This window comes from Streptomyces pratensis (assembly GCF_016804005.1).
Taxonomy (GTDB): domain Bacteria; phylum Actinomycetota; class Actinomycetes; order Streptomycetales; family Streptomycetaceae; genus Streptomyces; species Streptomyces pratensis_A.
Genome location: NZ_CP051486.1, coordinates 6,927,491 through 6,953,925, shown reverse-complemented (window position 1 = coordinate 6,953,925; position 26,435 = coordinate 6,927,491). Strand labels below are relative to the sequence as shown.

The window sequence follows — 26,435 nt, the reverse complement described above, 5'->3', positions numbered from 1 at the left end:
GCCGGACGAGGGGTAGGGATGGAGCCATGACGACGACCGACGAGCAGCAGAGGTACCACCTCAGGTCCGGCCATGCCGCGCGTGGCTCCTACGTCCTCGACATCGACCCGGAGCGGGCCGGGTGGGAGCGGTCGAGTCTGCGTGTCCTCGAGCTCGAGCCGGGTGGTGTTCACACCCTGGTAACCGGGGAGAGCGAATGGATCATCCTGCCGTTGTCCGGTGGCTGTACGGTGCAGGCGGCAGGTGAGATCTTTGAACTGCTGGGCAGGAAAGACGTGTTCGGTGCGGTGACCGATTTCGCCTACGTCCCACGCGACGCCCGCGCCCAGATCGCCTCCGGCGCAGGAGGCCGCTTCGCCCTGGCAGGAGCGAAGTGCGAGCGACGACTCCCCGCTCGCTACGGCCCCGCGCCGGAGGTACCGGTGGAGCTCCGCGGTGCCGGTACGTGCTCACGCCAGGTGAACAACTTCGCCGCCGCCGACACGTTCGAATGCGACCGGCTCATCGCCGTCGAGGTCCTCACCCCCGGCGGCAACTGGTCCTCGTACCCGCCGCACAAGCACGACGAGCACCACCCCGGCACCGAGTGCGTGCTCGAGGAGATCTACTACTTCGAGGTCGAGGGCGACGGCCTCGGCTACCACCGGGTGTCGCCGTCCCGTCCCGGAGGGACGGACGTCCTCGCCGAAGTCGCCACCGGAGACGCCGTCCTGATCCCCGACGGCTGGCACGGCCCGTCCATCGCACCGCCCGGCCGCACCCTGTACTACCTGAACGTGATGGCGGGCCCGGGCGAACAGCGCGAATGGCTCATCCGCGACCATCCGGACCACCGCTGGATCCGCGGCACATGGCCCGAGCAGCCCGTCGACCCCCGACTGCCGCTGCACGACGCGGAGGCCGCCCGGTGACCACACCACGCCGCACGTCCGACGCGACCGCGCCCACCCGGAGGCTCACCACCGCCCAGGCACTCATCGCCTTCCTCTCCCGCCAGTACACCGAGCGCGACGGCCGGCGCCACCGCCTGATCGGAGCCACCTGGGGCATCTTCGGGCACGGCAACGTCGCGGGTGTCGGGCAGGCCCTCGTCGAGGCGGGCCCCGTCATGCCCTATCTCCAGGGCCGCAACGAACAGGCCATGGTGCACGCCGCCGTCGGATACGCCCGCCAGTCGGGGCGGCTCTCCGCCCACGCCGTCACGACATCCATCGGCCCCGGCGCCACCAACCTGGTCACCGGTGCCGCGCTCGCCACCGTCAACCGTCTGCCCGTGCTGCTCCTGCCCGGTGACACCTTCGCGACCCGCCCCGCCGATCCCGTGCTCCAGCAGCTCGAAGTGGCCCACGCGGGCGACGTATCGGTCAACGACTGCCTGCGCCCCGTATCCCGCTACTTCGATCGGATCACCCGCCCCGAGGCGCTGATCCCGGCCGCGCTCCAGGCCATGCGCACCCTCGCCGACCCGGCGGACACGGGCGCCGTCACGCTCGCGCTGCCGCAGGACGTGCAGGCCGAGGCGTACGACTGGCCGGCGGAGTTCTTCGCGCCGCGCGTCTGGAACGTACGCAGGCCGGCCCCCGACCGGCACGAACTCGACCAGGCCGTCCGCGCCGTGCGCGCCGCACGCCGCCCCCTGATCGTCGCGGGCGGCGGAGTCCGTCACAGCGCCGCCGAAGAGGCCCTCGCCGCGTTCGCCGCCGCCACCCGCATCCCCGTCGCCTCCACCCAGGCGGGCAAGGGCTCCCTGCGCCACGACCACCCCGCCGATGTGGGCGGCATCGGCCACACCGGCACCGCCACGGCCGACGCGCTCGCCCGCGAGGCCGACCTGGTGATCGGTATCGGCACCCGCTACACCGACTTCACGACCGCCTCCGGCACGCTCTTCGCGGACCCGGCCGTCCGCTTCCTCAATCTCAACATCACCGGCTTCGACGCCCACAAGCTCGCCGCCCTCCCGCTCGTCGCGGACGCCCGCACCGCGATCGAAGAGCTCGGCGAGGCCCTCGGCGCACGTGGACACCGCGTCGACCCCGCCTACGAGAGCGAGTACGCCGACGCCAAGGACCGCTGGGAGGAGCGTGTGGACGTGGCCTTCGCCGCCGGCGACCCGGACGCCCGCCCCACCCAGGCACAGGTGCTCGGCCTGCTGGACGAGCTGGTCGGCGAGGAGGACATCCTCATCAATGCGGCGGGCTCCCTCCCGGGCGACCTCCACAAGCTGTGGCGGACCCGCTCCCCGCGTCAGTACCACGTCGAGTACGGGTACTCCTGCATGGGATACGAGATCCCCGCCGCCATCGGGGTCCAGCTCGCGGCACCGGACCGGCCCGTGTGGGCCCTCGTCGGGGACGGCACGTACCTGATGAATCCGACCGAGATCGTCACCGCCGTGCAGGAGGGCCTGCCCGTCAAGCTCGTCATCCTGCAGAACCACGGATACGCGTCGATCGGCGGTCTCTCCGAGTCCGTAGGCGCCGAACGCCTCGGCACCGCCTACCGGCACCGGACCACGGACGGCGCGTTCACCGGCGCCCCGCTTCCCGTCGACCTCGCCGCCAACGCGGCCTCGCTCGGCATGCGGGTCCTGCGCGCCGGGACGGTGGGGGAGCTGCGCCGGGCCCTCGCCGAGGCGCGCGGCGCGGACCGTCCCACTTGTGTCTACGTCGAGACCGAAACGGCAGACATTGTGTCGGGGCCTCCCCCGGCACAGGCGTGGTGGGATGTTCCCGTAGCCGAAACCGCGACCCGCCCGTCGGCGGTCGAGGCCAGGAAAGAGTACGACCGGCAGATCGCAGCCCGACGCCGCCACCTGTGAAGGAGACCCCGTCATGAAGACCGTCAACCACTGGATCGGTGGCAAGACCGTCGAGGGCACGTCGGGCAATTTCGGTCCCGTCACCGACCCGGCGACCGGCGCCGTCACGACCCAGGTGGCGCTCGCCTCCACCGAGGAGGTCGACGCCGCGGTCCTGGCCGCGAAGACCGCTTACGAGACCTGGGGCACCTCCTCGCTCTCCGCCCGCACGGCCGTCCTCTTCCGCTACAGGGCGCTCCTGGACTCCCACCGCGACGAGATCGCCGCGCTGATCACCGCCGAGCACGGCAAGGTGCACTCCGACGCGCTGGGCGAGGTCGCCCGGGGCCTGGAGATCGTCGAGCTGGCCTGCGGCATCACCACGCAGCTCAAGGGCGAGCTGTCGACCGAGGTCTCCAGCCGGGTCGACGTCTCCTCGATCCGGCAGCCGCTCGGCGTCGTCGCCGGCATCACACCGTTCAACTTCCCCGCCATGGTGCCGATGTGGATGTTCCCGCTGGCCGTCGCCTGCGGGAACACCTTCGTCCTGAAGCCCAGCGAGAAGGACCCCTCCGCCGCCAACCTGCTGGCCGAGCTGGCCGCCGAGGCCGGCCTCCCCGACGGCGTGCTGAACGTCCTGCACGGTGACAAGGTGGCCGTGGACGGGCTCCTCGCCCACCCCGACGTCGCCGCCGTCTCCTTCGTCGGGTCCACCCCCATCGCCCGGTACATCCACGCCACCGCCTCCGCCAACGGCAAGCGGGTCCAGGCCCTCGGCGGTGCGAAGAACCACATGCTCGTCCTCCCGGACGCAGACCTCGACGCCGCGGCCGACGCCGCCGTCTCCGCCGCGTACGGCTCGGCGGGCGAGCGCTGCATGGCCATCTCCGCAGTCGTCGCCGTGCGTTCCGTCGCCGACGAGCTGGTGGCGAAGATCCGCGAACGCGCCGAGAAGATCAAGATCGGCCCCGGCACGGACCCCACCTCCGAGATGGGCCCGCTGATCACGGCCGCGCACCGGGACAAGGTCGCCTCCTACGTCACCGGGGCCGCCGCACAGGGTGCCGACGTCGTCCTCGACGGCACCGGTCACACGGTCGAGGGATTCGAGGACGGGCACTGGATCGGCCTGTCCCTCCTCGACAACGTCGCCACGGACTCCGACGCCTACCGCGACGAGATCTTCGGCCCGGTCCTCTGCGTCCTGCGTGTCGACACGTACGAGGACGGCGTCGCCCTCATGAACGCGTCGCCCTTCGGCAACGGCACCGCGATCTTCACGCGGGACGGCGGGGCGGCCCGCCGCTTCCAGCTGGAGATCGAGGCCGGGATGGTCGGCGTCAACGTCCCGATCCCGGTGCCGGTGGGCTACCACTCCTTCGGGGGATGGAAGGACTCCCTCTTCGGCGACCACCACATCTACGGCAACGACGGCGTGCACTTCTACACACGCGGCAAGGTCGTCACCACCCGCTGGCCCGACCCGGCCGACGCCCCGGCGGGCGTGGACCTCGGCTTCCCCCGCAACCACTGACCCCCGCCCGGAGCCCTCACGTCCCCGCCGCTCGGAAAAGGCGGGGGCGTGGGAGCCCGGGAGTGGAACACTGGCCGCATGGAGACGGCCTCGCAGCTTCCGTTCGGCAAGGCCCTGAGGGACCGGCTGGGCCCGCCCGCACACCCGTCCCTCCTGGAGAGCAGCCCCCGCTCACAGGTCTGGCGCATCGAGCTGTCCGGGCGCCCCGCCGTGCTGAAGCAACTGGTGGCAGGCCCCGGGGCCGACGAGCGGTACGAGCGCGAGGTGGCCGCCCTGCGCATCGCCGGCCGGGCATCCGGTTCCCCGGTCGTGCCCGCGATCCTCGGTACCGACCCCGCCGAGCGGGTCCTCGTCCTCGAACACCTCGACCACCGGCGGCCCGCGCCCGACTGGATCGTCGCCCACGCGACGGCACTCGCCAGGCTGCACAGCACCGCCGGCCCCGGTGACGCGGGAACCCTGCCCCGCTGGCAGGGCCCGACCGGCGCCGACGTCGCGTCTTTCCTCACCCTCGCCGAGACCCTCGGGGTCCCCGGGGCGCCGGGAGTACGGGACGAACTCCACGCCCTCGTGGAGCGTCTCGGCCGGGCGGAAGGGACCGCCCTGCTCCACGGCGACCCGTGCCCCGGCAACGACCTGCACACCCCGGACGGCGTCAGGTTCATCGACTTCGAGCAGGCGTCCCTGGGCAGCGGCCTGATGGAACTCGCGTACCTCCGCATCGGTTTTCCGACCTGCTGGTGCGTCACGAGAGCGGCCGCCCCCCTGCTGGAACGGGCGGAGGCCGCATACCGCACCACATGGCACACCGAGACCGGCACGGCGCTCCCGGACGCCGGTCTCGCCGACGCCTGCGCGGGCTGGCTGATCCGGGGCGACGCCCTGGTCCAGCGCGCCCACCGCGACGGTACCGACCACCTCGCCCGCGTCCCGGACGAGGACTGGGAATGGGGCACGGCCACCGCCCGCCAACGCCTCGTCCACCGGCTCGGGGTGGTCGCCGACATGCTCACGGCAGACGGGGACATGCGGCGGCTCCGAGTCCTCGCCGCAGACCTGCGCCGTGCGGTCCTCGACCGCTGGCCGACGCTGCGCCCGGTGCCGAGGCGACGTCCGTAGATCCGCGCGTGGCGGGCGTTCCCCGGAACGACGCTCCGGCTGTGAAGAGACCGGTCGACGGCGTCATAGGCCCGAACACCTGGCGCACGCTGCTCGGCTCCCGCTGACCCGGGCGGTCACGTCGGCGGCTTCTTCCCACCGCGCCCGCGGCGGGAAGGAGCCACGTGCTGCCAGGCCGGGCCGCGTCGTAAAACCAGGTGCTGCGAAGCGCCGGGTCCAGCATCCTGGGGCGCATGAACGACCAAGTCCCGCCGCCCCGTTACGAGATCCGCGCACGGCACACCGACTCGACCGTCACCGTCTACCAGGCGTACCGGCCGTCCATCGGTCTGCCCGCCGCCCGTGACGGACGCTTCCCGCCCGTCTGGAAGCGCGACCGCATGACCTGGATCAAGCCGAGCTTCCTGTGGATGATGTACCGCTGCGGCTGGGGCACCAAGGAGGGCCAGGAGACCGTGCTCGCCGTCGAGATCACCCGCGAGGGCCTCGGCTGGGCCCTGGAGAACGCGGAACTCTCGCACTACGTGCGGGGAGTGCACCCCGACCGGGCCGCCTGGCAGCGCGGCCTGCGCCGCAGTCCCACCCGCGTCCAGTGGGACCCGGAACGCGACCTCGACCTGAACCCGCTGCCGTACCGCTCCCTCCAGCTCGGACTGAGCGGTGAGGCGTCACGGCGCTACGCGGACGAGTGGCTGGTCTCCGTCACCGACGTCACGCCGCTCGCCCATGAGATCCACGGGCTCGTCAGGGCGGGCCGGCGGGACGAGGCCGGCGGGCTGCTCCCGGCGGAGACTCCGCTCGCGGATCTCGGCGCGCCCCTCCCCGTCGAGGCCGGCCGATGAGCGCCCCGACCCGCCCCACGGCCCTGGTCACGGGCGCGGGACGCTCGGCAGGCATCGCCGCCTCCGTGGTGCTGGACCTGGCGCGGGCCGGGTGGGACGTGGCCTTCAGCTACTGGACCCCCTACGACGCGCGGATGGAGTGGGGCACGGACCCGGGCGCACAGGACAAGCTGCGTGAGGAGGCGGCGTCCCTGGGCGCCCGCACCCTCGCGGTCGAGGCGGACCTGAGCGACCCGGCCGTACCGGCCCAGCTCTTCGAGGACGTCGAGCGTGAGCTGGGAGGCATCACCGCGCTCGTGCTCTGCCATGCCGAGTCGGTCGACTCCGGTCTCCTGGACACCACGGTGGAGAGCTTCGACCGCCACTTCGCTGTCAACGCGCGCGCGGCCTGGCTGCTGATCCGGGAGTACGGGCTCCGGTTCCGCGGGCAGCACGGGGCCGGACGGATCGTCAGCCTGACCAGCGACCACACCGCCGGGAACCTGCCCTACGGGGCGAGCAAGGGTGCCCTGGACCGGATCACGCTCGCCGCCTCACGCGAGCTCGCCCACATCGGAGTGACCTGCAACGCGGTCAACCCCGGTCCGATCGACACCGGTTGGATGGCCGAGGAGCACAAGGTGGAGGTGGCCGCACTCACGCCCCTGGGAAGGCTTGGAGTGCCGCAGGACTGCGCGAACCTGGTCACGTTCCTCTGCTCGGCCGAAGGCGGCTGGATCAACGGCCAGTTGATCCAGAGCAACGGTGGCCTCGGGTAGCCGAGACCGCCGGGCAGGTCCAGCGGGCCCGGCTGCCCCGCCGTGCGCTGCCCGCCGCTCAGTGCCCGGCGCCGAACTGCCCGGCGCGGAACTGCCCGGCGCCGAACTGCCAGGCCAGCATGGCGAACGCCCCGTCGTCGGCCGCCCCCGCCGAGCGGTAGGTGGCGAGCGCTGCCCCGTTGTCGCGCTCCACGCCGACCCACATGCCGTAGCAGCCGCGCCGCCGGGCCTCGGCGGCCAGGGCGTCCGTGAGCGCGCGCCCGATCCCCCGGCGGCGGTACCGCTCGTCGACGGAGAGTTCGTACAGGCACATCTCCGTGCCCTTGTCCGGGTGCGTCATCTCGATGCCCGAGACGAAGCCGGCCGGGGAGTCTCCCGCGTACGCGACGAGCATCAGATGGCCTTCCGCCGCCAGGAAACGGGCCGCCCACCCGGAGCGGGGCGGGGCGTCGTAGAGGTGCGCGACGGCGAGGAGCTCCGCAGTGGTCGTGGCGGCTCGGATGCCGAGTGGAATGTCCACGCAAGTGGCCTTTCTTCGTGATGGTGTACCGCATACGGAGTACGGGTGGCGCCGGGCGTACCTCCCAGGGATGCCGTGCAGCTCACCCCGGGGGCAGCTCGGTCCGCCGGCGGTTCCGTTTAGGGTCGAGTCATGGAGAACCCGACTTCCCGGTGGCGGCACCGGCTGCCCCGTACCCGAGGCCGGTGGGCCGCGGTCGTCGCCGCCCTCGCCGTGATCGTGGGTGCCGGTACCTGGACCGCAGTCGCCGACGACAGTGTGCCGCCCGTGCACCGACAGGACCGGATGATGAAGATGAACGGGGTGTCGGTCGACACCTCGTACTTCACGTCCGGAGGCACACAGCGCCGGCCCGCCGTCCTCATCGGCCACGGCTTCGGCGGCAGCAAGAACGATGTGCGAGCCCAGGCCGAGAAGCTGGCCGCCGACGGGTACGCCGTCATGACGTGGTCAGCCCGCGGCTTCGGGAGGACGAGCGGTGAGATCACGCTCAACGCCCCCGACGGCGAGGTCAAGGACGTGTCGGGGCTCATCGACTGGCTGGCGGACCGGCCCGAGGTGGAGCTCGACGCGAAGGGCGACCCGCGCGTCGGCGTCACGGGCGCCTCGTACGGCGGTGCCGTGTCGCTGCTCGCCGCCGGCCACGATAAGCGTGTCGACGCCATCGCACCGGTGATCAGCTACTGGAACCTGGCCGACGCGCTCTTCCCGGACGGGGTGTTCAAGAAGCTCTGGGCCGGGATCTTCGTCACCTCGGGCGGTGGCTGCGAGAAGTTCCAGAAGCAGCTGTGCGAGATGTACGAGCGGGTCGCCGTCAGCGGCAAGCCGGACGCGGCGGCGCGTGAACTCCTGACGGAACGTTCCCCCGAGGCCGTGGCCGACCGGATCGACGTGCCCGCGCTCATCCTCCAGGGCCAGAGCGACTCGCTCTTCCCGCTCGGCCAGTCCGACGCCATGGCCAAGGCGATCAAGGCCAACGGCGCCCCCGTGTCGGTCGACTGGATCTCGGGCGGGCACGACGGAGGGGACGACGAGGGCGACCGCGTCGAGGGCCGGATCGGCGACTGGTTCGACCGGTACCTGAAGAAGGACGAGAACGCCGACACCGGCCCGGGATTCCGCGTGACCCGCACCGGCGGCGTCGACTCCACCGACGGCGCCGCCCTGAAGCGCGGCGCGAGCAGTGCCGCCTACCCCGGGCTGACCAGCGGCGGACGCGAGATCGCCCTGACCGGCGCCGGGCAGCGGACCGCGCCCGGCGTCGGACAGGACGAACCGACGGACGGCGGCCAGGAGGAGCCCGCGACGGGCGGCGGGAACGGCGCCGCGACCGGAGGCGGACAGGACGCCCCGGCGACGGGTGGCGGACGGGGCGAACTCGCGGCCGGCGGACAGGACGCACCCGCCGGCGCCAGGACGCAGACCTTCCGCAACCCCGCCGGGGCGAACCCGCCCTCCATCTCGGCCGTCCCGGGCATCGGGGGCGGGCTCTCCCAGCTGTCCTCGCTCGGCGTCGGGCTGTCGCTCGACTTCCCCGGGCAGTACGCGCGCTTCGACTCCGAACCGCTGGACAGCGCCGTACACGTCACCGGATCACCCACGGTCCGCGTGAACGTGAAGGCGGACCAGGGCGACGCGGTGCTGTTCGGCAAGGTCTACGACGTCTCGCCCGACGGGAAGCAGCAGGTGCTGCCCTCCCAGCTCGTCTCCCCGTACCGCATCACCCCCGAGGAGCAGAGCAAGCCGGTCGAGCTGACCCTGCCCGCCATCGACCACGAGGTAGACGCAGGGCACCGGCTCCGCCTCGTCCTCTCCGCCACGGACCTCGCCTACGCGTCACCCGCCGAGCCCGCGACGTACACCGTCACCCTCGACGGGCCGCTCACCGTACCCACCGCACCCGCGGTGAAGACCGCGGCGGCCACCCTGCCCTGGTGGACGTGGGGGCTCCCCGCAGCCGCGGTCGTCATCGCCGCCGCTCTCCTGCTCACCGCACGCAGGCGCACCACCACCCCCGCCCCCGACCCGGCGCTGACCGGGGTACCGCTGCAGATCACGGGCCTGTCCAAGAAGTACGCCAAGTCCACCGACCGGTACGCGGTGCGCGACCTCGGCTTCCGGGTCGAGAAGGGGCAGGTCCTCGGCCTCCTCGGACCCAACGGCGCGGGCAAGACCACCACCCTGCGCATGCTGATGGGGCTCATCACCCCCGACGCCGGTGAGATCCGCGTCTTCGGCCACGCGATCCGGCCCGGCGCGCCCGTGCTGTCCCGCGTGGGGTCCTTCGTCGAGGGCGCCGGCTTCCTCCCGCACCTCTCGGGCCGCTCCAACCTGGAGCTGTACTGGCAGGCAACCGGACGGCCCGCCGAGGACGCCCACATCGACGAGGCACTGGAGATCGCCGGGCTGGGCGACGCCCTTGCCCGCGCGGTGCGCACCTACTCCCAGGGAATGCGGCAGCGTCTCGCCATCGCCCAGGCCATGCTCGGCATGCCGGACCTCCTCATCCTCGACGAACCGACCAACGGTCTCGACCCGCCCCAGATCCGCGAGATGCGGGACGTGATGATCCGGTACGCCGCTGGAGGCCGCACCGTGATCGTGTCCAGTCACCTCCTCTCCGAGGTCGAACAGTCCTGCACCCACCTCGTGGTCATGGACCGGGGGCAGCTCGTCCAGGCCGGCCCGGTCGACGAGATCACCGGATCCGGCGACATGCTGCTCGTCACCACGGGCGCCGAGGTGGCCGAACCGCTCGTGGACAAGGTGGCCGCCCTCCCGGGCATCGGCTCCGCCGTCCGCCTGGACGACGGCCACGGCCTGCTGGTCCGTCTCGACGGTGCCACGGCCGCGCAGCTGGTCTCCGAACTGGTCCGTCTCGACGTACCGGTGACGGGCGTCGGGCCGCACCGCCGCCTGGAGGACGCGTTCCTCACCCTCATCTCCCAAGGATCCGAATGAGCTCCGCAACAGAGATCCAGGCCCTCGCCGAAGCCCCCGGATACCACGCCCGCCGCACCCTGCCCCTGCGTGTGGAGGCGATGAGGCAGCTGCGCAGGCGGCGCACGCTGCTCATGGGCGGGGTGCTCGCCGCCCTGCCGTTCATCCTGATCATCGCCTTCGCGGTCGGCGGCACGCCCGGCGGCGAAGGGGGCGGCGGGGGCGGCTCGCGGATCAACCTCATGGACGTGGCGACGGAGTCCGCTGCGAACTTCGCGGCGACCTGCCTCTTCGTCTCCGCCGGCTTCCTGCTCGTGGTGCCCGTCGCCCTGTTCTGCGGGGACACCGTCGCCTCCGAGGCGAGCTGGTCCTCGCTGCGTTACCTGCTCGCGGCGCCGGTGCCCCGGTCCAGGCTGCTGTGGAGCAAGCTCGTCGTTGCGCTCGGTTTCAGCCTCGCCGCGATGGTGCTGCTGCCGCTCGTCGCACTGGGCGCGGGAGCCGTCGCGTACGGCTGGGGGCCGCTGAAGCTGCCCACCGGGGGTGCGCTCAGCACCTCGGACACCGTGCCGCGCCTCGCGCTCGTCGTCGCCTTCGTCTTCGTCTCCCAGCTCGTCACCGCCGGGCTGGCGTTCTGGCTGTCGACGAAGACGGACGCACCGCTCGGCGCGGTGGGCGGCGCGGTCGGACTGACGATCGTCGGCAACGTCCTGGACGCGGTCACCGCCCTCGGGACCTGGCGTGAGTTCCTGCCCGCGCACTGGCAGTTCGCCTGGGCCGACGCCCTCCAGCCCGACCTCGAATGGGGCGGGATGGTCAAGGGCGCAGCGGTGTCGGTGACCTATGCCCTGATCCTGTTCGCTCTCGCCTTCCGGGGGTTCAGTCGTAAGGACATCGTGTCCTGAGCTTGACGTTCCGCCACATCACCGCCCGTCGTTGCACCATCGAGACGTTTCCGCAACGCTTCTGACGACTCCGCCCGGCCACCTCACACGTCACATTGACGAATGTCTACGACGTGGGGGTACAGATGGACCGCAGGGCAAGGACGTATCGGGGAGCGCTCGCGCTTCTCCTGGCGGGCGGGATCCTGATCACGGGCTGCGGCGGGTCGGGCACGACCAACGACGCCGCAGTCGACCACAGCAGCGGCAGCGGCGGACCCGCCGGGGGGAGGCAGCCCTCGGGCGGGTCCGCCGCACCGGAGCAGCGGGAGGACGCCACGGGCCGGGCCGAGGACGGTGCGGCGCGGGAGAGCGCGGCGCCCGACTACCTGTCGACCTTCGCTCTCGACGTGGACACCGCGAGCTACGGATACGCGCGCCGCACCCTGGGCGACGGGCAGCTCCCGGCGGCGGACACGGTGCGCCCGGAGGAATTCGTCAACAGCTTCCGCCAGGGCTACGAGCGGCCTGACGGCAACGGCTTCGCGGTGAGCGTCGACGGCGCCAGGTCCGATGCCGCCGACTGGTCGCTCGTACGGGTGGGGCTCGCCACCAAGCCCGCCCCGGGCACCGGTGAACGCCCGCCCGCCGCACTGACCTTCGTCGTCGACATCTCCGGATCGATGTCCGAACCGGGGCGCCTCGACCTCGCCAAGACCTCGCTGGGGATCCTCGCAGACGAACTGCGCGACGACGACTCCGTGTCCCTGGTCACCTTCAGCGAGGAGGCCGAGACCCGGCTCCCGATGACCCGCCTCCAGGGCAACCGCACCAAGGTCCGGGACGCCATCGAGGAGATGGAGCCCGCCGACTCCACGAACGTGGCGGCCGGTGTCGAGCGAGGCTACGACGAGGCGGTCGAGGGCCATCGCAAGGGCGCCAACAACCGGGTCGTCCTGCTCTCCGACGCCCTCGCGAACACCGGCGAGACGGACGCCGACGCGATCCTGGAGCGCATCGGGGACGCCCGCGAGGAGTACGGCATCACCCTGTTCGGTGTGGGAGTCGGCAGCGACTACGGCGACGAGCTGATGGAACGCCTCACCAACAAGGGCGACGGCAACACCACGTACATCGCCGACGAGACCCAGGCCAGGAAGGTCTTCGTCGACCAGTTGCCCGCCCACGTCGAACTCCGGGCCCGCGACGCCAAGGCCCAGGTGTCCTTCGACCGTGAGACCGTCCAGCAGTTCAGGCTCATCGGCTACGAGAACCGCAAGGTCGCCGACGAGGACTTCCGGGACGACAGCGTCGACGGCGGCGAGGTGGGCCCCGGCCACACGGTGACAGCGCTCTACGCCGTGCGGCTCCGGAAGGGTGCGTCCGGCCATGTGGCGACGGCGACGGTGCGGTGGCTCGACCCGAAGACGAAGAAGGCGCACGAGGAGACGGGATCGGTGGAGACCGGAGCGATCGACGGAAAGCTCTGGGGCGACGACGGCACCCGGCTCCAGGTGACGGCGGTGGCCGCCTACTTCGCGGACACGCTGCGCGGCGGCGATCTCCCCGGCACGCCCGCGCTCGGCGAACTCGCCGACCGCGCGCGGAAGCTGGCCTCCTCCACCGAGGACAGCTCGGTGGAGAGGCTCGCCACGATGATCGAACAGGCCGACCGGATCAGGAACGGCAGCGGCGACGAGCCGCCGGGCGACGAGGGTGACGGCGAACTCGGCTGACACCGCCGCCCGTTGGCCCGGCAGGGAATCCTCCCTGCCGGGCCCGTCCATGTCGGAGGCTGCTGATAGAACACATCGAACAGCCATCGAACGGACTGTCAGGAGCTCAGCCTTGTCCTATGTCCACCATGTCGAGCGGTTCCACGGACTGCCGGTCTTCACCTTCCCGCCCTACGCGGACCCCACGGACCTGCCCGACGCGGGAGCAGTGGCCTGGCGTCTCCACTGCGGTCCGTATCCGTCCGATGAGGACTCCGTGTCCTGCTGGAAGCGTTTCACCGAGTCGGTCGACCTGGGGAAGACCCGCGCTCTGGTCTTCGGCAGCCCTTGGTACGACGGCGAGGGCGGGAGCGGTCTGCGTGAGCTGATCGATCTGTCGGCCAGGTTCACCGGGCTCGAGGCACTGTTCCTCGGCGATCTGGAGGACGAGGAGGCCATGATCTCCACGATCGCTCTGGACGACCTCACGGAGCTGCTGGAGGCGTTCCCCGGGTTGCGTGAGCTGGCCATGCGCGGGGGAGACGGGCTGCGGTTCCCCGTGACGGGCCACGAAGGGCTGCGGGTGCTGCGCGTCGAATCCGGCGGGTTGCCGTCCGGGGCGGCAGCCCAGATCGCTGCCGCCTCCCTGCCTTCGCTGGAGCGCCTGGAGCTGTGGCTGGGCGACGAGGACTACGGCGGCGGCACCACGGCCGAGGACCTCGCCCCCCTGCTCGCCGGCGTCGGCAAGCCCGCCCTGCGGCACCTCGGGCTTCAGAACGGCCCGCACCAGGACACGTTGGCGGCGGCCCTGGCTTCGGCCCCGGTCGTCCGCGGACTCACCTCGCTGAGCCTGTCGATGGGCACCTTCGGCGACGAGGGCGCGGAGGCTCTCCTGACCGGCCAGTCGCTCAGCCACCTGCGGGAACTCGACCTCTCGCACCACTTCCTCAGCCAGGACATGATGCTGCGGATCTGGACGGAGCTGGAGCCGCAGGGCGTGCGGGTGAACCTCACCGCGCGGAATGAGGAGGAGGCCGAGAGGTACCCCGAACTCGGAACGGGGTCCTACCGGTACGTCGCCGTCGGCGAATGAACGCCCCGCCGGTCTCCGGCCCTCACCTTTCCGTCCCGCCGCCGCTGTCGAAAGGCCCGCACGATGACCTACACCCCCGAGTTCCAGGACCCGGACGACCTCCTGCTGGTCAGCCGTTACCTCAACGGCCGAGGGCCCTGGCTGAAACCCGCCAGGCAGGTGCCCTACGCGCATGTGCTGTACGCCGCGGCGGTGCGGGGACACACCCCCGCCGCCGTCGTGGCACGGCTGGCCTCCCTCGGATACACCGATGTCCAGCACTCCGGAGTCCCCTGGCCCGACTCCGTCGGCATGGAGGACGCCTCGCTGGTCAAGAGGGAGGGTCCCGACAGGTACGCGCGGCAATGGGTCGACGTCGGTGAGCCCGTGTCCCTGCGTGAGGTCCTCCAGGCGGCGGAGCACGCCGGTCGCGCTCCCGCCGACGTCGCGCGCCGGCTGACGGTGCTCGGCTACCGGCTCGGTGGCAGCGGACCGCTGCCCGCGACGTCGAACCCCCGCGACGTCATGCTGATCCGCACCGACCCCAGGGGCGACGGCAGCTGGCTCGACTGGGGTGACGAGGTGCCCGCGGCCCATGTGCTCGAAGCAGCCCAGTACCTGGCCTGCAGCCCGCACGCCGCCGCCGAGCGGCTGGCCGCCCTCGGTCTCCGGCTGCCGTACACCCCCGAACCGAAGACGAGAGGATCCTCAGGCTCGGTGAGACCTACCGCGCCCACTATGCCGGCCGCTACGAGCCAGCACCCCTCGGGCACGTACTCGCCGTCGCACGGGAGACGGGACGTCGCCCCGCGGACATCGTGGCCCGGCTGAAGGTGCTCGGGGCCGGGGAACCGGGCGGACCGGTCCCCGAGTCCCCGGACGAGGACGACTTCGTCATCCTCAGCGAGAACCTCGACGGCCGCGCGCCCTGGCTGCGGAGGAACACCGTCGTCGGACTGCGGATGGAGCACATCCTGCGCGCGTCCCTCGCCACGGGGCGCGGCCCCGCCTCGATCGCCGCGAGGCTGACCGAACTGGGCCACTGGCTGCACGAGAACGCGAAGCTGCCCGAGAGCGCGGACGAGGCGGACATCCGGCTGCTGGAGACCGTCGACCGCTCGTACCGGGACGAAGTCCACCTGGAGCACGTCCTGCGCAGCGCGAGCCTGACGGGCCGGAGCCCCGCGGACGTCGCGTCGAGGCTGACCGAGCTCGGCCACGAGCTCCCCGACGAGGTGGAGTACCCGGACGTACGGGGTGCTCTCGCCGCGTCGTGACGGACGTCCGCCCCGGCTGTCACGTGACAGCCGGGGCGGACACCGGTCAGGCGAGGCGGACACGCCGGGGCGGACGCCGGTCAGGCCAGGTGGAACACCTCGGTCAGCGGGACCATGGCCTCGTCCGCGGCCTCCGGCTGCTCGAAGAACTCGGCCATCTCCCGCTGCCAGCGTGCGTTGACCTCCGTGGCGGCCATCGCGTCCCGTGCGGCGTCGAAGTCCTCCGTCTCCAGGTAGCCGACCAGCAGGCCGTCCTCGCGCAGGAAGAGGGAGTAGTTGTGCCAGCCCGCCTCCGACAGCGCGGCGAGCATGTCAGGCCACACCGCGGCATGGCGCTCGCGGTACTCGTCCTTGCGGTCCTCACGGACCTTCAGCAGAAAACAGACGCGCTGCATGGAGCGGCTCCGATCAGAAGTTGAACGTGTCGATGTTCTTGGAGTCGAAGACGGTCGGCTCGCCGAGGATGACCTCGCCGTCCTTGCCGATCGTGTACTCGCCGAGCTTGCCCGCCTTGAACTTCTCGCCCTCCGCACCGGTGATCTGCCCCGAAGCCAGCGACGCGGCCGCGTACGAGCCGAGGTAGCCGAGCTCCTCCGGGTTCCAGAGCGAGAACTGCTCGACCGTGCCGTCCTTGACGTACTTGCGCATCTGGTTCGGCGTGCCGAGCCCGTTGAGCACGACCTTGCCCTTGTACGAGGAGTCGCTCAGGTAGCGGGCGGCGGCGGCGATGCCGACCGTCGTCGGGGAGATGATGCCCTTGAGGTCGGGGTAGGCCTGCATGAGGCCCTGCGTCTGCTGGAAGGACTTCTGGTCGGCGTCGTCGCCGTACGCGACCTTGACCAGCTCCATGTCCTTGTACTCGGGGAGCTTCAGCTCCTCCTTCATGAACTCGATCCAGGTGTTCTGGTTCGTCGCGTTCTGCGTGGCCGACAGGATCGCGACCTTGCCCTTGTAGCCGAGCTGCTTCCCGAGGCGCTGGACCAGGCTGCGGCCGATCTCCTCGGAGCTGGCCTGGTTGATGAAGAGCTGACGGCAGTCCTTCGCCGTGTCGGAGTCGTAGGCGACGACCTTGATGTTCTTCTTCATCGCCTGCTTGAGCGGGCCGCACACCGCGTTCGGGTCGTTCGCCGAGACGAGGATGGCGTCCTGGCGCTGCTGGATCAGGGTGTTGATGTAGGAGACCTGCGAGGACGCGTTCGCGTCGGACGGGCCGACCTCCTTGCCCGTGCCGCCGTACTCCTTCGCCGCCGCGATGCCGGCCTCGTCGACGATCTTCTCGTACGGGTTGTTGATCTGCTTGGGCAGGAAGGCGATCTTCAGGCCCTTCTTCAGCGGGGCGTCCGGATCGGCCTTCGCGGCGCTGCCCGCCTTCGCGGAGTCCCCGCTCTCCTTGCTGTCCTTCGTGGTGCCGGAACAGGCGGTGAGGGCGAGGGCGAGGGAGACGGCGGTGGCTGCGGTCGCGACGGCGCGGCGCCCGGCGGCATTGCGGAGCATCATGGCGGCGTGTGCCTTTCGAAGGGGGAGCGAGGAAGTACGAGGACGGGGGAGGGGAGAGGGCCTACGGCTGGGGTGCGGGGGTGTTCGCGGCCCGCCTGTGCCGTCGCTCGACGACCGCGGCGATGATCCGTGGGGTCAGGACGGATGCCACGAGCAACAGCCCCGTCACGATGACCTGAACCTCGTTGGCGATGTCGTTGAGCGTGAGCAGGTTCTTCAGTACGCCGATCAGCAGGACACCGGCGACCGCGCCGAAGAGCGTGCCCTTCCCGCCGTCGAAGTCGATGCCGCCGAGCAGGACGGACGCGATGACGAGCATCTCGAAGCCGAGTCCGTTGTCCGCGCGGGCACTTCCGTACCTCAGGGTGAAGATGACCCCGGCGAAGGCGGAGAACAGCCCGGTCACGACGAAGAGCAGCAGCTTGATCCGCTTGACCCGGATGCCGGCGAAGTACGCGGCCTCCTCCTGGGCGCCGATCGCGAAGAGCGAGCGGCCGAGCCCGGTGGCGTGCAGCACCACCGCGGTGATCGCGGCAAGGATGATGAAGAGCAGCACCGGATAGGTGAGGAAGGTGCCGGGGACGGTCGTGGTGTCGACGGCCCAGTCCGCGTACACCTGCGGGAAGTCCGTCACCGCGTCGCTGCCGAGCGCCACCGAGGCCAGACCGCGGTAGAGCGCCAGGGTTCCGATGGTGACGGCCAGGGACGGCAGCCCCACCTTGGTGACCAGCCAGCCGTTGAGCAGACCCCCGGCGACGCCCACGAGGAGCACCACCGGCACGATCGTCTCGAAGGCCCAGCCCGCCTCCCACAGCGCGCCGGTCAGCGCGCTGCCGAGGCCGAGCATGGAGGCCACCGACAGGTCGACCTGCCCGGCGACGACCAGGAGGGTCATCGGCAGGGCGATGATGGCGACTTCGGCGATGTCGTTGAAGGCGAACGCGAGGTTCTCAGCTGAACCGAAGCCCTCGGTGCTCCCGAGCCCGACGACGAGGACCGCCACCAGCAGGACGCCGACCGCGGTGTCCCAGCGCAGCGCCAGGCTGCGCACGAGAGAGGGCTTCGGGACGGCCCGCGGCGTGGGAGCCGTCTTCGTGTCAGGCGCCGTGGTCATGGCGGGCGTTCCTCTTCCTCAGTGCGGCGGTCATCCGCAGGTTCACGATCCGGTCGACGCTGATGGCCAGCAGGAGGAGAGCGCCGGTGATGGCGCCCTGCCAGAAGGAGTCCACCTTCAGCACGACCAGGACGCTGCCGATGGTGGTGAGCAGCAGGGCGCCGAGTGCCGCGCCCCAGACGGTGCCGGTGCCGCCGGTGATGGCGACGCCGCCGACGACGACGGCGCTGACGACGGTCAGCTCCCAGCCGTGCGCGTTGTCCGCGACGACGGTGCCGAAGCGGGCCAGCCACAGGGCCCCGGCGAAGCCGGCGACGGCCCCGGAGAAGGCGTATGCGGCGAGCACCCTGCGCCGGATCGGGATGCCCGCGAGACGGGCCGCCTCGGGGCTCGACCCGATGGCGTACAGCTCGCGCCCCGAGCGGTAGCTGCGCAGGAAGTACGCCGTCGCCGCGAGCAGGGCGAGCGCGACGAGCGGCAGATAGGGGATGCCGAGCACGCTGCCGCTGCCGAGGCCCAGGACCGCCTCCGGCACGTCGGATGCGCTGATCTGCTCGCCCTGCGCCCACCAGTAGTCGACGCCCTGGATGATGTAGAGCATGCCCAGGGTGACGACCAGCGCCGGTACCTTGCCGAAGCTGACGAGGGCGCCGGAGACCAGGCCGCAGACCACCCCGATCGCGATGCCGAGCAGCATCACGGTCAGCACACCGTGGTCGCTACCCGCGACGAACTTGCCGCAGGCGAAAGCGGACAGGCCGACGACGGAGCCGACGGACAGGTCGATGTTGCGGGTGATCACGACGGCGGACTGCCCGACCGCGAGCAGTACCAGGATCGACGCGTTGAGCAGCAGGTCCTTGACGCCCTGGTCGGACAGGAAGAGCGGGTTGGCCAGATAGGTGCCGAGGATCAGCAGGGCCAGCGCCCCGGCGATGGAGATCTCGCGCGCCCGGAAGACCGCGTCCACGAGCGAGGAGGCACTCCGCTCCGGCGCCTTCGCGGTGTCCGGGGGGCTCTCCATGGTGGTGGTCATGCCGCTGCCCTCTCGTTGCGTCCGGTGGCCGCGGCCATGACCGACTCCTCGGTGGCGCTCTCGCGCGGGATCTCGGCGACGAGCCGGCCCTCGTGCATCACGAGCACCCGGTCCGCCATGCCGATGACCTCGGGGAGGTCGGAGGAGATCATCAGTACGGCGAGACCGTCCGCCGCGAGCGAGGAGAGCAGCCGGTGCACCTCCGCCTTGGTGCCGACGTCGATCCCCCGGGTCGGTTCGTCGACGATCAGCACGGCGGGGCCGGTCGCCAGCCACTTCGCGAGGACGACCTTCTGCTGGTTGCCGCCGGAGAGGACACCCACGGTGTCGGCCAGCCGGTTGTACTTGAGCTGGAGACGCAGGGCCCAGTCGGCGGCCCGGTCGTGCTCCAGGGCCCGGCTGACGAGCCCGCGCTTGCGGACCTCGTCCAGGCCGGTCAGGCCGATGTTGCGCTCGATCGACATATCCATGACCAGCCCGCGCTGGCGCCGGTCCTCGGGCACGAGCGCGAGCCCGGCGTCCATCGCCGCCGTCGGCGAACCGGGGCGCAGCACCGTGCCGGCCACCCTCACCTCGCCCGCGTCGGCCCGGTCGACACCGAAGACCGCCTGGGCGACCTCCGTGCGCCCGGCGCCGACGAGTCCGGCGAGCGCGACGATCTCACCGCGGCGGACGTCGAAGGACACGTCCCGGAAGACACCCTCGCGGGTCAGCCGGCGCACCGACAGGGCGACTTCGCCGACCTCGGCGTCCTGCTTGGGATAGAGGTCGTCGAGGTCACGTCCCACCATCCTGCGCACCAGGTCGTCCTCGGTGAGCCCTTCGAGCGGCTCGGAGGAGATCCACCGGCCGTCGCGCAGGGTCGTGACGCGCTGGCACAGTTCGAAGATCTCGTCCAGACGGTGCGAGATGAACAGCACCGCCGCACCCTCGGACCGCAGCGTACGGACGACGGAGAAGAGCCTGGCGGTCTCGCTGCCGGTCAGGGCTGCCGTCGGCTCGTCCATGATCAGGGCGCGGGCGTCGAAGGAGAGAGCCTTGGCGATCTCGACGATCTGCTGATCGGCGATCGAGAGCCCGCGGGCGGGCCGGTCCGGTGCCAGGTCGACCCCGAGCCTCCGCATCAGCCCGGCGGTGGTCTCGTGCACGGCCCTGCGGTCGATCCGGCCCAGGGAACGCCGGGGCTGACGGCCCATGAAGATGTTCTCGGCGATGGACAGATCGGGGAAGAGCGTCGGCTCCTGGTAGATGACGGCGATTCCGGCTTCGCGGGCGTCCGCCGGGCCGTGGAAGACGACGGGCTCGCCGTCGAGGAGCACCTCGCCGCCGTCCGGGCGATGCACTCCGGCGAGGGCCTTGATCAGGGTCGACTTGCCTGCGCCGTTCTCACCCGCGAGTGCGTGTGCCTCGCCGGGGAACAACTGCAGGGACACGTCCTGCAAGGCCCGTACGGCGCCGAAGGACTTGCTCACGCCCTTCAGGGCCAGGACCGGGGCCGGGCCCGGGGCGGACTGGTTCATGGGAGCTCCTCAGCGGTGGGACTGTTCCGCTCCACCCGCCGTGAAAGGTTTCAATGAGGTTGCTCGGAAGCTAAACGGGGATTGCGGGCGCAGTCAATGGGTTGATGACGAGGATTTCCAATGAAGGGTGGCGATGTCCGACCTGAATGGGGGGATGGGTGGGCACCCTTGACAGCCTTCGGGGTGGGCCACTATCTTCCGGGCGTTTGAATCGATTCACGTAACGGTCGCGCATCGCTCCACTTACAAGTGGGCTGCGCTCGTTGCCGCGGGATGGTCCGGCCCGAGCAGGACGACGAGTCCCGCCCTGCCGGGCACCGGCACCGGGACCTGGTGCCAGCCCGCGCGCGGGTAGAAGCGCAGCGCCGCCCCGGCGCGCACGGACGTGAGCAGCCGGCACCGTCCGCCCGGGGCGGTCCGGGTGACCGCCGTCAGCAGCTCCGCGCCCAACCCGGTACCGCGTGCGTCGGGGGAGACGGCCAGCTCGTCGACCTCCCGGGCCCCGCACAGCCACGCCACGACGCGGTCGGGCCCCAGCGCCTCGGCGACGGGCCCGTAGCTGCGGTCGGCGGGGAAGGCGCCGGGCGTCGTCCAGGCGGTGGCGAAGCCGCCCAGGGAGTCCCCGTCGAGCGCCAGGGCGGCGGTGAACCCGGGGCGCCCGGCGTCGTCGGCGAGCCGCTCGGTGTACCGCGCGCCGGCCGACGGGTCCTCGTTCCACGGCGGCGCCGAGAACACATCGGCGTACACCCGCCGAATCCCGTCGGCGTATGCGGAAAGGTGCACGCCCTCGACCAGCTGTACCCGCATGACCGCCCCCCGCCCCTGGACCGTTCCGGAAAGGATAGGGCGCGGCGGCTCGTCGGAGCTGGTGCAGTCGGCGCCGCTGCGGACCGTACGCACCGCACCGTTCGGCTGCCGGGGCCGCTCGGCAGCCGCCGTGTTTTCCGGTCGGGTCGCCGGGGCCGCTCGGCACTCGCCGTGTTTTTCGGTCAGAGCATCCGGGTCACGTCCGCCGCGCCGGGCGGCAGAGGCTTGCGCCGTTGCCACTCCTGCGCCAGCTCCGTCGGGAAGCGGCGCCCGCTGCGGGCCAGCACCACCCCTTCCACCAGGAGGAGTTCGTCCCCACCCCCGAAGCGTTCCTCCGCCGTGCCGAGCTTCCCCCAGTGCCCGGGCCCGCCCCGCCCCGCCGAGGAACGCCGTCGGGTCGTCCCGTAGCTGCTCCGGTCCAGGACGTGCACGATTCCGTCGCTGATCCGCAGGGACACGTGCACGCGGCTGAGGCCTGCGGTGCGCGCGGGCGGGACCAGCCCGTGCAGGGCGATGCCTCCAGGGCCGGGCGCCCTGCCGACCGGCACCGTCGTGCCGTTCTCCAGCGTGAACCGGGCCTTCAGCTCCCCGTCCAGCAGCAGCTTCAGCTGGACCGTCGCCGTGCGCGGGCCGTCGTCGGTGAGGGTGCCGCCGTGCACCTCGCAGGTCGGAGCGCCGCGGCGCATCCGGGGGAGCAGCGCCGCCGTGCCCTTGGCCGTGTCGTACAGCGTGCAACGCCGTTCCGCGCAAAGCCAGTTGCGGCTCACCACGTCGAAGCGGGGCTGTCGCCGCGAGTCCAGCAGGCCCTGCTTCTTCAGGGCGTCCTCCTCCAGCTTCATGGAGATGGCCAGGGCGTCGGCGACGCCCATGTCGACGGGGAGGAGACGGACGGTGCCGCCCGGGCCGGGCACCGGCTCCAGGAAGTCGTCGGTGTTTCCCTGGAGCCACGGCCGTTCGCCCCGGGCGCCACGGAAGCGGTCGCCCGTGATGACCGGGATACCGGTCAGCTCGCAGAGTTCCAGCAGACGGTCGTCGGCGTCGGCGAGCTCCTCGACCAGGCCGCGGCGCACCCAGCTCCCGAGCAGCCTGATGTCGGCCGGGTCGCTGAACTCCCGGCGCGCGCCGTGCCGCAGGCTCGTGTCCGCGACCAGGTAGAGCTTGACGTCCGGGTCGCGCGCCAGCGCCTTCGCGGCCTCCACGAGCAGGCGGAGCCGGCGCAGGGACCGGGCCCCGGGCTCCCCGAGCCTTCGGTTGCGTACGACGTTGGACAGGTCCACGAGGAAACAGGCCTCGTCGAAGTCCGTGGTGAGGTGGTTGTCCATCGGATCGGCCTCCGTGCCGGACGCTACTCGTCGATCTTCCAGAGAGTCAGCTTCGTCACGAAGTCGGGCAGCTCGTTGGCCAGGTCGCCCTTGACCGAGTTCGGAAGCACGTCGGTGATCTCCAGCATCGCGAGATTGCCCTCTGCCGTGACCGTGCAGAGGACCGTCCCCTTGGAGATGATCCCGCCGTCCTTCAGATCCTCCGAGAGGATGCTCGACGGCAGGGTGTCCGTATCGGCACCGTCCCGGCACTGCTGCGGATCGGTGCCCGCGCTCCGGCCCATGGGCGTGAGGAACTGCAGGTCGTCGTTGGACCAGTCCTGGTACGTCATCTCCAGGTCCTCGATCTCGCCGATCCTCCCGTTCGGGAACAGCTTCGGTGCGTCCAGGTCCACGTGGGTGCCGGTCCCGTAGGCGGGTGCGCGGATGGTGAGCGGCTTGCCCGCGAAGACCTCGGTGTAGGTGGTCTCCGCCGCCGGGGCCGCCGATTCCTCCTGCCCGCCGGAACCGCTCTCCTTCGGGGACGCGGAAGCGCTGTCGGCCCCCGCCGTCGTGCCCGGGCCCGCGGATGTGTCCGTTCCCTCGTCGTCGGGCCGCGATATGAACCAGGTCGCGGTGACGGCGATGACGAGCGTGATCGCCGCCCCGGCCATGAGCAGGGCACGCGGGAAGCCCCGGGCGGGGCCGGCGGGCTGCGTGGGTGCGGGCGGGGCCGTGGTGTCCGTCCGGGGCGCGATGCCCGGCGGTGCCGGTGTCCAGGCGCCCGAGGGTGCGGGCGGCGCGGCCGGGCCGGTACCGGGCGGCACCGTGGCACCCCAGCTCGGACCGGTGGCGGTCGTGCCCTGGTCCGTGGTGGGCGGGGGCTGCCGGGAGGCCTGTTCCCGGCGGGAGATCTCCGCCGTGAGCGCCGGTGGCAGCCAGTCGCCGAAGTCACGCAGTGACCGGCCGGCGGCCTGCTCGCACATCTGGGCCAGCTCGGCCGGGGTGATGCGGTCCTGCGGGTCGGCGGTCAGGCAGCGTTCCAGCAGCGGACGCAGTGCGTCCGGATAGTCGCCCAGCTGGGGCGGCCGATGGGAGGTGTTGGCTATCTGGGCGGCGATGGTGATGGCGCCGCCCGATCCGTACGGGTGGCGGCCGGTGGCCGCGAGGGCGGCGATCAGACCGAGGGAGAAGACGTCCGTCGCGGGACCGACGGAGTCGCCTAGCGCATGCTCCGGGGACATGAACTGCGGGGTTCCGATCAGACCGCCGCTGCGGGTGAGCTGCGTGGCGTCGGCGGCGCGCGCGATGCCGAAGTCGATGACGCACGGGCCCGCCGGACCCAGCAGGATGTTGCCGGGTTTGAGATCGCGGTGGACGACACCGGCCGCGTGGATGGCCGCCAGGGCCTGCGCGGTGCAGCCGACGAGCTGGAACACGGCGGGGAGGGGGAGCGGCCCGAACGTCTCCAGGGCGTCCTGGAGGGGCACTCCCGGGACGTAGACGGACGCCAGCCAGGGAAGCGGACCCGAGGTGTCGTGGTCGACCACGGGCACGAGGTGGTAGCCCTGCACCCGGCGGGCGGCCTGCACCTCCTGCTCGAACCGGCGGCGGAATTCGGGGTCGTCCCCGAACTCCTGCCGGATCAGCTTCAGGGCGACGGCCTGGCCGCCCCGGGTATGTGAGAGGTAGACGGTCCCCATGCCGCCCTCACCGATACGGGCGAGGAGCCGGTATCCGGCGGTCTCGCGCGGATCCTGCGGGCCCATAGGTCTGAAAATGTCGCCGTCGGTGCTGATGGGGGACCTCCCCTGTTCGTCCGTGCCCAAAAATGCCCGAACGGAGCCTACGACAGCTAATGACCCGTCAAATGGGTTCTTGGGAAAGTGAGTTCGGACTTTCGCCACTTCGCGGAAGCTACCGGCCCAGGTGGCCTTCGCCGGGAGCGTGAGCGGCCGGCCGGCCGCTCCGGGGTGACGCCGCTCGCCGGCGCCACGCGCACCGTCGAGGACCGGCTGCGGCCGGCCCGGTCCTGCCGCCGTGCCCCCCCCGGCCCTGCCCTGGTCCTGGGCCGGTCACCTTGGCGCCGGAGCGGTCACCCTGCTCCCTGCTCCCTGCTCCCTGCTCCCTGGTTCCTGGTCCTGCCCTGGTCCGGGACCGGCAGCCTGGTCCCTGGTCCTGCCCTGGTCCCGGAGCGGTCACCCTGGTCCCTGGTCCTACCCTGGTCCCGGACCCGGTCGCCCTGGCCCCGACCGGCCACCCTGGCCCCCGACCGGCCGGCCCCGGTCCGGCCGGTCCCTCCTGATCCGGGCGAGGCCGTGGGCTAGGACGCGTCCTGGAGGAGATGCGCCGTGAACCAGTCCTGTGCCAGGTCCGCGACCTGGTCCAGTGCGCCCGGCTCCTCGAACAGGTGCGAGGCCCCCGGGACGATCTCCAGCCGGTTCTCGCACCGCAGGGCAGCCTGCGCCTGCCGGTTCAGGTCGATCACCGTGGTGTCGTCGCCACCCACGACGAGCAGGGTGGGCGCACGCACCCCGGACAGATCGGCACCTGCCAGATCGGGGCGCCCGCCCCGGGAGACCACGGCGCCGACCCCCGAGTCCGCCGCCGCGGCGGCCCGCAGCGCCGCTGCCGCACCCGTACTCGCCCCGAAGGAGCCGACCGGGAGCGGCAGGCGCCGCCTCAGCCAGCTGGTGGTGTCCGCCAGCCGCCCGGCCAGCAGACCGATGTCGAAGACATTGGCGCGGTACACCTCCTCCCCAGGGGTGAGCAGGTCGAAGAGCAGGGTGCCCAGGCCGGCACGGTTGAGCGCCGAGGCCACGGCACGGTTGCGCGGGCTGTGGCGGCTGCTGCCGGAGCCGTGGGCGAACACCACCACCGCCCCGGCGTCCCCGGGGAGGGCGAGATCTCCGAGGAGCGGCACCCCGCCCGCGTCGACCTCGACCTCTTCGGACGGGGCGATGCCCCCGGAAACGCGGGCCAGCAGGGAGACGACCTCTTCGTCGGAGGTCTGGGAGAAGTCCCGGTACCACTCACCCACGGCGGAGAAGAGCTTCGGGGTGGAAAGGCACACGACCTCGTCGACGTCCTCGCGCAGCCTGGCGGCGACGTCCGGCGACGCGACCGGGACGGCCAGGACGACATGGGCGGCGCCCTGCGCCCGCACCACCTGGCAGGCCGCTCTCGCGGTCGCTCCGGTGGCGACCCCGTCGTCCACCACGACCACCGCCCGCCCCTTCAGCGGCAGGCGTGGCCGGCCCTCGCGGTAGGCGTGAGCCCGCCGGGCCAGCTCCGCCTCCTCGGTGCGTTCGACGGCCACGAGGTCCTTCTCCCGCACTCCCGCGTGGCGGACGATCTCGTCGCTGATGACCCGCACCCCGCCCTCGCCGATGGCGCCGAACCCCAGCTCCGGGTGGTAGGGCACCCCGAGCTTGCGGACGACGATCACATCGAGCGGGGCACGGAGGGCCTGCGCCACCTCGTACGCCACCGGGACCCCGCCGCGCGGCAGCCCCAGGACGACGGGATCGCGCCGCTCCAGGTGCCTCAGCGCCACGGCGAGCCGGCGACCGGCATCCGTGCGATCGGTGAACAGCACGGTGGTTCACCTCCAACAGAGGGGAAGAGCGGAACACACACGCGCACCCCACCTTCGAAACAATCCCATTTGCGCCGGTTCGGCAAGTCGGGGACGGTCGGTCG

At 71.8% G+C, this 26,435-nt stretch carries 21 protein-coding genes and 2 pseudogenes; 13 read left to right on the top strand and 10 right to left on the bottom strand.

The window, feature by feature from the left end:
• Positions 1-26 precede the first annotated feature (26 nt).
• The 6 genes from iolB to HED23_RS29005 all read left to right on the top strand — a co-directional run bounded on the left by iolB (position 27) and on the right by HED23_RS29005 (position 7,053).
• Complete coding sequence (gene iolB, locus HED23_RS29030) at positions 27-911, top strand: 5-deoxy-glucuronate isomerase (RefSeq protein WP_203186316.1); 885 nt, start codon at positions 27-29, stop codon at positions 909-911.
• Entirely contained in the window at positions 908-2,821 is a 1,914-nt protein-coding gene (gene iolD / locus HED23_RS29025) for a 3D-(3,5/4)-trihydroxycyclohexane-1,2-dione acylhydrolase (decyclizing) (RefSeq protein ID WP_203186315.1), read from the top strand. Before iolB ends, iolD begins: the two co-directional genes overlap by 4 nt.
• 13 nt (positions 2,822-2,834) lie before the next feature.
• The gene (locus HED23_RS29020) at positions 2,835-4,334 is read left to right on the top strand and encodes a CoA-acylating methylmalonate-semialdehyde dehydrogenase (protein WP_203186314.1); all 1,500 of its coding nucleotides are present in this window, start codon (positions 2,835-2,837) and stop codon (positions 4,332-4,334) included.
• Positions 4,335-4,412: 78 nt separating this feature from the next.
• Positions 4,413-5,453 carry an aminoglycoside phosphotransferase family protein gene (locus tag HED23_RS29015; protein WP_203186313.1) on the top strand — a complete coding sequence of 347 codons (1,041 nt, stop codon included), beginning with the start codon at positions 4,413-4,415 and terminating at the stop codon, positions 5,451-5,453.
• Between the two features lie 233 nt (positions 5,454-5,686).
• Positions 5,687-6,295, top strand: coding sequence for a DUF4291 domain-containing protein (locus HED23_RS29010; protein ID WP_203186312.1), 609 nt, complete (start codon positions 5,687-5,689; stop codon positions 6,293-6,295).
• Complete coding sequence (locus HED23_RS29005) at positions 6,292-7,053, top strand: SDR family oxidoreductase (RefSeq protein WP_203186311.1); 762 nt, start codon at positions 6,292-6,294, stop codon at positions 7,051-7,053. The genes HED23_RS29010 and HED23_RS29005 overlap by 4 nt, the downstream gene beginning before the upstream one ends.
• 58 nt (positions 7,054-7,111) lie before the next feature.
• On the opposite strand, the gene HED23_RS29000 is transcribed toward HED23_RS29005, so the two are convergent.
• A complete protein-coding gene (locus HED23_RS29000; protein ID WP_420803054.1) occupies positions 7,112-7,573 on the bottom strand; it encodes a GNAT family N-acetyltransferase in 462 nt (153 codons plus the stop codon).
• Positions 7,574-7,705: 132 nt separating this feature from the next.
• Between HED23_RS29000 and HED23_RS28995 the strand changes: the two genes are divergently transcribed.
• From HED23_RS28995 to HED23_RS28970, 7 genes and pseudogenes are all read left to right on the top strand, one after another.
• Positions 7,706-10,534 carry an alpha/beta fold hydrolase gene (locus tag HED23_RS28995; protein WP_203186310.1) on the top strand — a complete coding sequence of 943 codons (2,829 nt, stop codon included), beginning with the start codon at positions 7,706-7,708 and terminating at the stop codon, positions 10,532-10,534.
• Positions 10,531-11,415 carry an ABC transporter permease gene (locus tag HED23_RS28990; RefSeq protein WP_203186309.1) on the top strand — a complete coding sequence of 295 codons (885 nt, stop codon included), beginning with the start codon at positions 10,531-10,533 and terminating at the stop codon, positions 11,413-11,415. The genes HED23_RS28995 and HED23_RS28990 overlap by 4 nt, the downstream gene beginning before the upstream one ends.
• A gap of 125 nt (positions 11,416-11,540) precedes the next feature.
• Positions 11,541-13,130: a vWA domain-containing protein gene (locus HED23_RS28985; RefSeq protein WP_203186308.1), complete on the top strand. Its 1,590-nt coding sequence runs from the start codon at positions 11,541-11,543 to the stop codon at positions 13,128-13,130.
• A gap of 112 nt (positions 13,131-13,242) precedes the next feature.
• On the top strand, positions 13,243-14,202 hold the full coding sequence (locus tag HED23_RS28980) for an STM4015 family protein (protein WP_238442150.1): 960 nt from the start codon (positions 13,243-13,245) through the stop codon (positions 14,200-14,202).
• A 63-nt stretch (positions 14,203-14,265) separates the two neighbouring features.
• A pseudogene (locus HED23_RS28975) lies at positions 14,266-14,838 on the top strand (hypothetical protein); the annotation flags it as partial.
• A pseudogene (locus HED23_RS36145) lies at positions 14,805-14,963 on the top strand (hypothetical protein); the annotation flags it as partial. The pseudogenes HED23_RS28975 and HED23_RS36145, both read left to right, overlap by 34 nt.
• Before the next feature lie 36 nt (positions 14,964-14,999).
• A complete protein-coding gene (locus HED23_RS28970; protein WP_203186305.1) occupies positions 15,000-15,458 on the top strand; it encodes a hypothetical protein in 459 nt (152 codons plus the stop codon).
• Between the two features lie 80 nt (positions 15,459-15,538).
• On the opposite strand, the gene HED23_RS28965 is transcribed toward HED23_RS28970, so the two are convergent.
• The 9 genes from HED23_RS28965 to HED23_RS28925 all read right to left on the bottom strand — a co-directional run bounded on the left by HED23_RS28965 (position 15,539) and on the right by HED23_RS28925 (position 26,331).
• A complete protein-coding gene (locus tag HED23_RS28965; RefSeq protein WP_203186304.1) occupies positions 15,539-15,853 on the bottom strand; it encodes an L-rhamnose mutarotase in 315 nt (104 codons plus the stop codon).
• A gap of 13 nt (positions 15,854-15,866) precedes the next feature.
• Positions 15,867-16,955 carry a rhamnose ABC transporter substrate-binding protein gene (rhaS, locus tag HED23_RS28960; protein WP_203186303.1) on the bottom strand — a complete coding sequence of 363 codons (1,089 nt, stop codon included), beginning with the start codon at positions 16,953-16,955 and terminating at the stop codon, positions 15,867-15,869.
• Between the two features lie 61 nt (positions 16,956-17,016).
• A complete protein-coding gene (locus HED23_RS28955) occupies positions 17,017-18,069 on the bottom strand; it encodes an ABC transporter permease (protein ID WP_203186302.1) in 1,053 nt (350 codons plus the stop codon).
• On the bottom strand, positions 18,053-19,105 hold the full coding sequence (locus tag HED23_RS28950; protein ID WP_203186301.1) for an ABC transporter permease: 1,053 nt from the start codon (positions 19,103-19,105) through the stop codon (positions 18,053-18,055). The genes HED23_RS28955 and HED23_RS28950 overlap by 17 nt, the downstream gene beginning before the upstream one ends.
• The gene (locus HED23_RS28945; RefSeq protein ID WP_203186300.1) at positions 19,102-20,625 is read right to left on the bottom strand and encodes a sugar ABC transporter ATP-binding protein; all 1,524 of its coding nucleotides are present in this window, start codon (positions 20,623-20,625) and stop codon (positions 19,102-19,104) included. Before HED23_RS28945 ends, HED23_RS28950 begins: the two co-directional genes overlap by 4 nt.
• A 243-nt stretch (positions 20,626-20,868) precedes the next feature.
• Positions 20,869-21,432 (bottom strand): GNAT family N-acetyltransferase, encoded by a 564-nt coding sequence (locus HED23_RS28940; RefSeq protein WP_203186299.1) that lies wholly within the window; start codon positions 21,430-21,432, stop codon positions 20,869-20,871.
• 182 nt (positions 21,433-21,614) lie between these two features.
• Positions 21,615-22,754: an FHA domain-containing protein gene (locus HED23_RS28935; RefSeq protein WP_203186298.1), complete on the bottom strand. Its 1,140-nt coding sequence runs from the start codon at positions 22,752-22,754 to the stop codon at positions 21,615-21,617.
• A 23-nt stretch (positions 22,755-22,777) separates the two neighbouring features.
• Positions 22,778-24,502, bottom strand: coding sequence for a serine/threonine-protein kinase (locus HED23_RS28930; RefSeq protein ID WP_203186297.1), 1,725 nt, complete (start codon positions 24,500-24,502; stop codon positions 22,778-22,780).
• A 554-nt stretch (positions 24,503-25,056) separates the two neighbouring features.
• The gene (locus tag HED23_RS28925) at positions 25,057-26,331 is read right to left on the bottom strand and encodes a phosphoribosyltransferase family protein (protein ID WP_203186296.1); all 1,275 of its coding nucleotides are present in this window, start codon (positions 26,329-26,331) and stop codon (positions 25,057-25,059) included.
• Positions 26,332-26,435: the final 104 nt, after the last annotated feature.

Bases quoted from the DNA above. Each gene is read 5' to 3' on its own strand.
- iolB (WP_203186316.1), top strand. From the start codon at position 27: ATGACGACGACCGACGAGCAGCAGAGGTACCACCTCAGGTCCGGCCAT.
- HED23_RS29020 (WP_203186314.1), top strand. From the start codon at position 2,835: ATGAAGACCGTCAACCACTGGATCGGTGGCAAGACCGTCGAGGGCACG.
- HED23_RS29015 (WP_203186313.1), top strand. From the start codon at position 4,413: ATGGAGACGGCCTCGCAGCTTCCGTTCGGCAAGGCCCTGAGGGACCGG.
- HED23_RS29010 (WP_203186312.1), top strand. From the start codon at position 5,687: ATGAACGACCAAGTCCCGCCGCCCCGTTACGAGATCCGCGCACGGCAC.
- HED23_RS29005 (WP_203186311.1), top strand. From the start codon at position 6,292: ATGAGCGCCCCGACCCGCCCCACGGCCCTGGTCACGGGCGCGGGACGC.
- HED23_RS28995 (WP_203186310.1), top strand. From the start codon at position 7,706: ATGGAGAACCCGACTTCCCGGTGGCGGCACCGGCTGCCCCGTACCCGA.
- HED23_RS28990 (WP_203186309.1), top strand. From the start codon at position 10,531: ATGAGCTCCGCAACAGAGATCCAGGCCCTCGCCGAAGCCCCCGGATAC.
- HED23_RS28985 (WP_203186308.1), top strand. From the start codon at position 11,541: ATGGACCGCAGGGCAAGGACGTATCGGGGAGCGCTCGCGCTTCTCCTG.
- HED23_RS28965 (WP_203186304.1), bottom strand. From the start codon at position 15,853: ATGCAGCGCGTCTGTTTTCTGCTGAAGGTCCGTGAGGACCGCAAGGAC.
- rhaS (WP_203186303.1), bottom strand. From the start codon at position 16,955: ATGATGCTCCGCAATGCCGCCGGGCGCCGCGCCGTCGCGACCGCAGCC.
- HED23_RS28955 (WP_203186302.1), bottom strand. From the start codon at position 18,069: ATGACCACGGCGCCTGACACGAAGACGGCTCCCACGCCGCGGGCCGTC.
- HED23_RS28950 (WP_203186301.1), bottom strand. From the start codon at position 19,105: ATGACCACCACCATGGAGAGCCCCCCGGACACCGCGAAGGCGCCGGAG.
- HED23_RS28945 (WP_203186300.1), bottom strand. From the start codon at position 20,625: ATGAACCAGTCCGCCCCGGGCCCGGCCCCGGTCCTGGCCCTGAAGGGC.
- HED23_RS28940 (WP_203186299.1), bottom strand. From the start codon at position 21,432: ATGCGGGTACAGCTGGTCGAGGGCGTGCACCTTTCCGCATACGCCGAC.
- HED23_RS28935 (WP_203186298.1), bottom strand. From the start codon at position 22,754: ATGGACAACCACCTCACCACGGACTTCGACGAGGCCTGTTTCCTCGTG.
- HED23_RS28930 (WP_203186297.1), bottom strand. From the start codon at position 24,502: ATGGGCCCGCAGGATCCGCGCGAGACCGCCGGATACCGGCTCCTCGCC.